Origin of the sequence: Terriglobus sp. YAF25, assembly GCF_052113305.1 — a bacterium.
Taxonomy (GTDB): Bacteria; Acidobacteriota; Terriglobia; order Terriglobales; family Acidobacteriaceae; genus Terriglobus.
Genome location: NZ_JBFRCY010000442.1, coordinates 1 through 6,363, shown reverse-complemented (window position 1 = coordinate 6,363; position 6,363 = coordinate 1). Strand labels below are relative to the sequence as shown.

At 60.0% G+C, this 6,363-nt stretch carries 7 protein-coding genes; 1 reads left to right on the top strand and 6 read right to left on the bottom strand.

What is annotated here, in order from left to right:
• From AB4043_RS17520 to AB4043_RS17510, 3 genes are all read right to left on the bottom strand, one after another.
• Positions 1–1,890 (bottom strand): LssY C-terminal domain-containing protein (locus AB4043_RS17520; RefSeq protein WP_442307644.1); only part of this gene is annotated, 1,890 nt, incomplete at its 3' end.
• Positions 1,887–2,408 (bottom strand): hypothetical protein, encoded by a 522-nt coding sequence (locus AB4043_RS17515; protein ID WP_442307643.1) that lies wholly within the window; start codon positions 2,406–2,408, stop codon positions 1,887–1,889. The genes AB4043_RS17515 and AB4043_RS17520, both read right to left, overlap by 4 nt.
• 241 nt (positions 2,409–2,649) lie before the next feature.
• A complete protein-coding gene (locus AB4043_RS17510) occupies positions 2,650–3,516 on the bottom strand; it encodes an NmrA family NAD(P)-binding protein (RefSeq protein ID WP_442302511.1) in 867 nt (288 codons plus the stop codon).
• Between the two features lie 93 nt (positions 3,517–3,609).
• On the opposite strand from AB4043_RS17510, the gene AB4043_RS17505 reads away from it, so the two are divergent.
• The gene (locus tag AB4043_RS17505; RefSeq protein WP_442302510.1) at positions 3,610–4,524 is read left to right on the top strand and encodes a LysR family transcriptional regulator; all 915 of its coding nucleotides are present in this window, start codon (positions 3,610–3,612) and stop codon (positions 4,522–4,524) included.
• 492 nt (positions 4,525–5,016) lie between these two features.
• Here AB4043_RS17505 and AB4043_RS17500 read toward each other — a convergent pair whose 3' ends face one another.
• The 3 genes from AB4043_RS17500 to AB4043_RS17490 form a co-directional block, all read right to left on the bottom strand.
• A complete protein-coding gene (locus tag AB4043_RS17500) occupies positions 5,017–5,313 on the bottom strand; it encodes an HU family DNA-binding protein (protein WP_147646174.1) in 297 nt (98 codons plus the stop codon).
• Positions 5,314–5,464: 151 nt separating this feature from the next.
• Positions 5,465–6,127, bottom strand: coding sequence for an anti-sigma factor (locus tag AB4043_RS17495; protein ID WP_442307642.1), 663 nt, complete (start codon positions 6,125–6,127; stop codon positions 5,465–5,467).
• Positions 6,124–6,363: sigma-70 family RNA polymerase sigma factor (locus AB4043_RS17490; RefSeq protein WP_442307641.1), on the bottom strand; the 240-nt coding region annotated here is incomplete at its 5' end. The genes AB4043_RS17490 and AB4043_RS17495, both read right to left, overlap by 4 nt.

Sequence of the window (6,363 nt, the reverse complement as noted above, 5' to 3'; positions counted from 1 at the left end):
GTATTTGATGCCGGCGCCGTATTGGAGTCCGGGCTGGAAGATGCCTCCGCCGTCGAGTGGGGGTGTGTTGCCGAAGTCGAAGGCAGCTTTGAAGAGTCCGAGGTTCTTGAGTCCAAGCGTGTAATACGACGAGGGCCGCTTCAACGGGGCATCCCCAAGTGCGATCAACTGCAGCACAGGACCGGCAGCGACGTAAGGACGCCAGCGTGAGCTGGGCGGGCGGAAGTGCACCAGCGAGTTGTACTCGAACTGGCGGGTCGTCAGTCCGACGGTTGCGGCGGCCTGGTTGAAGTCAGAATCACTGATCGGCGTGTCCCCTGCGGGGATGGTGATAGCGAAGGCGCCAAGACGGTATTTGCCCTGCTGGCGGAAGTAGCTGAACTCATTCGAGACCCACTTCCAGGTATTCACCGTGACGGAAAAGCCTGCGGTCCAGCCGTCGCCAACTTCATCGAAGAGACCTGCAATATAGAGCGGATCGGTATCCTTGCCGGGAACCAGAAGAACGATGTCGGCTTCCAGAGCCTCGTGCCGGAACCGGGTATAACCTCCGTGGAATGCGATCTCGTACTTCGGCGGAGCCCAGCGGTTACGGGCAAGCGTGGTATCGCGCTCCATCACCCGCTTTGCCGGGTGGCTCTGCGGACGTCCGATATTGTCAGAGCTTTCTTCGTCGCCGGCGTCGGAGGCCTCAGTGCGATACCAGCTTCCGAGGTTCGCGGGAGCATCGTGTTCCGAGAAGAGAGTGAACCCTTTGCGGCTATAGTCGATGCCCTGATAGATGAGATTGCTGCGATAGAGCTGGCYGCGTAGGGTGAGCACGGTGTTGCGCACACTGCGCTCGAACTTGTTCGGCCGCGGAGCCGGTGTCGGTGTGGTGATGACCGGAGCGTTGCAATCGTTCAGGCGAAGCACGGCAACATCGCCGTCGGTACGAAGACGATCGCCGGTGGAGTTGTAGGCATCGCGCGGAACCCAGGGCCGGGGCACCATCTGCAGCGCATCGACGCAGCGAGTGAAGATCAGGTCATTGACCACCTTCTCGCGTTCATTGTCGATGTACTGATCGATGACGTGGATGAAAGTGCGCTTCTTACGCGAGAAGGCGATACCCGTGTCCTGCGTTGTCGAGGCTGTGAGCACCGTCTTTCCATCGAAGGTCTTACCGGTGGCGAAGACGCGCAGGTGATGCCGCGCATTGAAGGTGTTGGTGGTCTTGGTGAGCGTGGTGATGGGCTCCTGATGGTCGAGCAGCAGCGTCGACATGGGAGCTTCGTTGTAGGTCTGGGTGCCGCTGATGCTGCGCAGCGTGGAGAAGGTTGAAGCGGCGGTCAGTGAGTCAGTCGTCACCCAACCGGATGCAACGAAGGCGCGCCTGAGAGCCTCAGGCGAACCGAGAAAGACGATGCTGGTGAGATCCGACGGATGATCGCCGACCTGGGTGGTGGTGCGGAAGGGAAGCGCCTGCAGGAACGGTGAGAGCTCTGCCTGGAGGGAGGTGACCTCGCGCGCGGTGGTGCGCGGGTAAGTCGTCGTAGCAAGCAGCGGCAGGTTGAGCGCGCCGATCATCTCGGTGCCGGCGGGGTAGAGAATCTCACTCTCAGCAAAGCCGAGGACAGCGATGGAGTCGGCGGTGAGAGCGACGTAGGCGATGGGATCGACCTGCGCAAGACCGGTGATCTGGCCCTCAGCAGAGTGACCCAGAGTGGCGGTGGCGCGCTGACCTTTGATGGTTCCGGCAGCGTCCACGGTCTCGCGTGCATTCTCCACCTGCACGACACGCACATCGACGGGAAGTGTGGGGCCGTTGGGAACCTCTGCCTGCTCGAAGTGCAGGGTGACGGCGGCAGACTCGTGACCGAAGCCGTAGTGCACGCCACGTACCTTCACGATATGTCCGGTGAAGTGTTGGCCGTGCTGCTGCCCGCGGGAATATAACGAAGGACATCGTTGGTGAGAGTGGGGCGTGTTGCGCCGATCAGGCGCGTGTGAATCGCGGTGGTGTCCGCCACGTAGACCGCTGGTTGTCCGTTCTGGCTGCCTTTGAGCAGGAAGATGGAGGGCTCATCGCCGTTCTGCACTTCGAGGAACTCGGGACTGTCGAGGGGAAGGTCGCCGAGGGTATGGCGTTCGCCGGAATCGAGATCGAAGATGCGGAGCTGGGGCTGCGGACGTCCCTTCTCGGGAGGAGCGATGACGATGACCGAATGCGCCTGCTCGGCCAGCCAGGCATGCGTAGCGCGCCGGGTGACGAGCTGCGGCTTGGGCTTGCCATCGATGTGCGCTACCGCGCTTCCGAAGGTATGGCCGGGTTTGATGAGGACGTCAACGGAGCTCGCCGTCGGCTGTTGCGCTGTGAGTGCGCAGGCAAAGGCAGAGAGAGCGAGAGCTGCAATGGGACGAGTCATCGGGGGTCGTACCACTGTAACCCGGGTTATGTTTGCGAGACGACAGTTTAGGGAGAGTTAAAAGTTGAAAGTTAAAAGTTGAAGCGTTAAGACTGAAGCGGAGTTGAGAGGAATACTCGGCCTTTGCATAAATGCGGTCGCGCGTAGCGCGATACCCCACGCTAAACCCCAACGAACAAGTTCGCCGGGGACCCCACCCTTTCGCTGCGCGAAAGAATGGCGCAACGAGGATATTGGCGCTTTAGGCTTCGCTTGTTGAGCGGCTAGTGAGTCGACGTAGAGCACTCTCGAGCGTCGTGGTGCCGCGGCGAGGTGTGGCTTCGAAGCGGATCCAACCTTCGTTGAAGCCGTCGAGCATGCTCATGCGAGGCTCGGGATGCTGCATGCCTGCGGCGCGGAACTCGGCTTCCCATCTCTCGCGGGGAATCGCCTGAGCGTGGACCTCGCGGTCAAAGATACGACCGAGGGTGGATGCGATCTCTGCGGGTGTCACGTCCTGAGGACCGGTGAGTTCAACGATGCCGGTTGTGCTGTCCTTCCCGGTAATCAGGTCAGACGCAGTCGCAGCGATATCGTCGACGGCGACCATGGCCACAGGCTTGTCGAGAGGCTGCAAGTGCGAGGCGAAGTCACCCTTCTCGCGGGCGTCCGCAAGAAGCCACCGAGTGTTCTCGATGAACCAGGTGGGGCGCAGGAAGACAACACGGAGGTTGAGGGCGCGCAACGCCTGTTCCCAATGGTGAAGCTGGACGAGCAGGTTATCGCGATCGACCTGTCCACCAATGGTCGAAAGTGCGACGACCCTGCCAGGCTTCGCAGCCTCTAAAGCATCGCGGACCGATGTAGTGGCGGCGGTGGACTCGGGATATCCGGGCGCTGGATCGAAGACTGGTGGAAGCATCACGAAGACAGCTTCAGTATCGGCGAATGCACGCGTAAGTGCTGCGGTATCGTCCGTGGATGCGATAGCGACCTCCGCCCCGGCGCGTTTCCACGTTTCACCTTTGTCAGCGCTGCGAACCACCACGCGTACCTTTTTGCCCTCGCCTAATAGCTTGCGGGCGATTGCTCCGCCTACCTGTCCTGTCACTCCCATGATTGCAATCATTGCTGTCTCCTCCTGTAATCGATCTGCAGATAGGACGCGGCCCTGTCCGGAAATGATCGTGATATTTGTGCATGGAAGACATGACATACTGTCATGCATCCGATGAACTTCGATGAACGGACATTGAACGGGATGGGGGTACTGGCTGCAGTGGTGCGCAGCCGGAGCTTCGCTGCAGCCGGAAAAGTGCTGGGCATCTCGCAGTCGGGTGTAAGCCGCGCCATCTCGCGCCTGGAACAACGGGTCGGGGCCCGCTTGCTGGAGCGCACCAGCCGAGCTGTGACTCTCACAGCAGAAGGCCGTCGGCTGCACGAGCAGATTCTTCCGCTGCTGGCGGGCCTGGAAGAAGCAGCCGCATCGATCCAGAGTGATGGTTCGGAAATCTCCGGAAGGTTGCGGGTCAACGCTGACGCGTTGTTTACGCAGTTACTGCTGGGTCCGCGGCTGCGAGAGTTTCTGGAACGATATCCGCGGCTGACACTGGAGCTGGATACCGGCGCGCGGGCAAGAGACCTGGCGGGCGAGGGATACGACCTCGCCATCCGCTTCGGCGATCCTCCAGAGTCGAGCATGATTGCCCGCAGACTGCTGGAGACACGTGTCCTGACGGTCGCCTCTCCGGTTTATCTGAAACGTCATGGGCGCCCGAAGAGTCCGGAGGATCTACGCGAAGGACATGTGCTGATCGACTATCGCGATCCGGAGAGTGGACAACCGTTTGAATGGATCTTCCAACGGGGACGGCGGCAGATCAGCATCGAGACACGCGGACGCCTGATGGTGAATGACGTAGTGACCATGCACGCGGCGTGTCTTTCGGGATATGGAATCGCGCAGGTGCTGGAGTTGGGGATGGAGAAGCATCTGCGTTCGGGGAGAGTGGTAGAACTATTTCCGGATTGGCCGGAGGAGAGATTCCCATTGTTTGCGCTGTACCCATCGAGGAAGCATCTGCCGCAGAGGACGAGGGCGTTTCTGGAATTTGTGGAACAAGTTGCTGGTTCCTAGTTGTGTGAGGCGAGACTCTCGCTGCCCCATTCTTCGCAGCTTTATCGCGAAGGGTGGGGTCCCCGGCGAACTTGTTCGATGGCGCTTAGCGTGGGGTATCGAGCGGAGCGAGACCGTCTCTCCTCTTGGGATGAAATGATCTTCCGAGCAACATTGAGTTTCGTTCGCCACGCTGTAAAGTGAGCTTTCTTTGAAAGACAAAAGCGGTCGCGCATAGCGCGATACCCCACCCTTTGCTTCGCAAAGAATGGGGCAACGAGGGCGTGGGCGGCTCACAACTAGCAACCAGGAACCAGCAACTGCCTTTAAAAGGCGAAGGCCAGGACTTTCGTCCTGGCCTTCGTGTTTCTGTTAGGTCCCGCCTCCGGTGCTCTCCCGCCCGTTTGCGCGGCGTTCTCCTCTCCGCGAAGAACGTTGGTCCGCGTTCCCAGTCGTGGCATGCACGTCGGCTGCAAGGAATTGGACTGCCAGCCGAAGGGCGAGTTGCCAAAACTACTTCTTGGACGGAGCGATAACGTCCTTAGCGGCCTTAGCGACGCGGAACTTAACCACGGTCTTGGCCTTGATCTTGATGGTCTCGCCGGTCTGGGGGTTGCGGCCCAGGCGAGCCTTGCGCTCTGCCTTCACCAGCTTGCCGATTCCGGGAATCGTGAACTCGCCATTCTTCTTGGTCTCCTTGACCGCGGTCTCGGACAGGAGGTCAAAGAAAGCGCCAACCTGCTTGTTCGTCAACTCAAGCTTCTCGGCCAGCGTGCGGATGAGGGCGGTCTTGGTCAGTCCCTTTGCCATTGTGTGTATCTCCTTAGTGCGTTCGACAGAAGTCTGGTTGTCAGGATGCTTGCCCGGTCCCACGCACCTTTTAGCAATCGCTAAATCGCCCATGTTTACGCGGGTGGAAAGAACCTACCGCAACTCACACTGAGGCTTTGGCGAACGAAAGTCAAGGCCCAAACTTCAGTTTCCACAGGTTTTTTCCGTGTTTTCTCGGTTTTTGTCGCTTTTTAGGTACCGAAGGGCTTAAAAACGGCGATTTACAGGTGGAGAACAGGAGTTGTGCGGCGGGCTGGCCACCGATGTAGGTGAGATCCGCGCCCTGAAGCACCGTCTCCGCGGGCAGATTTACCGGCTCCGGAAGATTGAAGGAATAAGGCAGTTTGCCCTGGAACCAGGGTTTCACGGTGTGTCTGTCTGAAGACAGAACCTGTGGGGCAGAGCTCTCCGGCAGGACAGCCAGGTGCTGATCAAACAGCTCGGCGACGATGGGCGATGGAGTGGACCGAAGCCCGCGCCACTGCAGCACCGAGACGGTAAGCAGAATCAGCGCTGCGAGCGCGGCCCAGGTATACATCCGCATGGGAATCGTGCGAGCGACAGACGTGCGCCCTCGCGTCGTAGCTACGAGGCGGGCTCGCATCTCCGGCGAGAGCGTATAGCGTTGCGCTGCACGCGCCGTTGCGGCCTTGAGCTGTGTGGCGGAGAGAACAGCGAGCGCGCAGGCGTGGCACGCAGCAAGATGTTGCTGTGTGGCTGCGATCTCCTGTGCCGCAAGCTCATGATCGACAAGCGCGGCGATGGTCGCGGGGGTGAGATGATCGTCGCTCATCGAGAACCTCCAAATCGCGGCTGAAGAATTTTGCGCACTGCCTGCCGGGCACGCGAGAGACGCGACATCACGGTGCCAGTAGGGATATCGAGGATGCCGGCAATCTCCTTGTAGGAGAGTTCTTCCAGATCGCAGAGCAACAACGCCTCGCGCAGCAGAGGCGAGAGCTGCGCTAAGGCATCCTGCACCAGCGCGATATTGTCGAGACGGATAAGCTCCTGCTCCGGTGTAAGGCC

What these genes read in the sequence shown, in the direction of transcription:
- AB4043_RS17515 (WP_442307643.1), bottom strand. Translation starts at nt 2,408, where the DNA reads ATGACTCGTCCCATTGCAGCTCTCGCTCTCTCTGCCTTTGCCTGCGCA.
- AB4043_RS17510 (WP_442302511.1), bottom strand. Translation starts at nt 3,516, where the DNA reads ATGATTGCAATCATGGGAGTGACAGGACAGGTAGGCGGAGCAATCGCC.
- AB4043_RS17505 (WP_442302510.1), top strand. Translation starts at nt 3,610, where the DNA reads ATGCATCCGATGAACTTCGATGAACGGACATTGAACGGGATGGGGGTA.
- AB4043_RS17500 (WP_147646174.1), bottom strand. Translation starts at nt 5,313, where the DNA reads ATGGCAAAGGGACTGACCAAGACCGCCCTCATCCGCACGCTGGCCGAG.
- AB4043_RS17495 (WP_442307642.1), bottom strand. Translation starts at nt 6,127, where the DNA reads ATGAGCGACGATCATCTCACCCCCGCGACCATCGCCGCGCTTGTCGAT.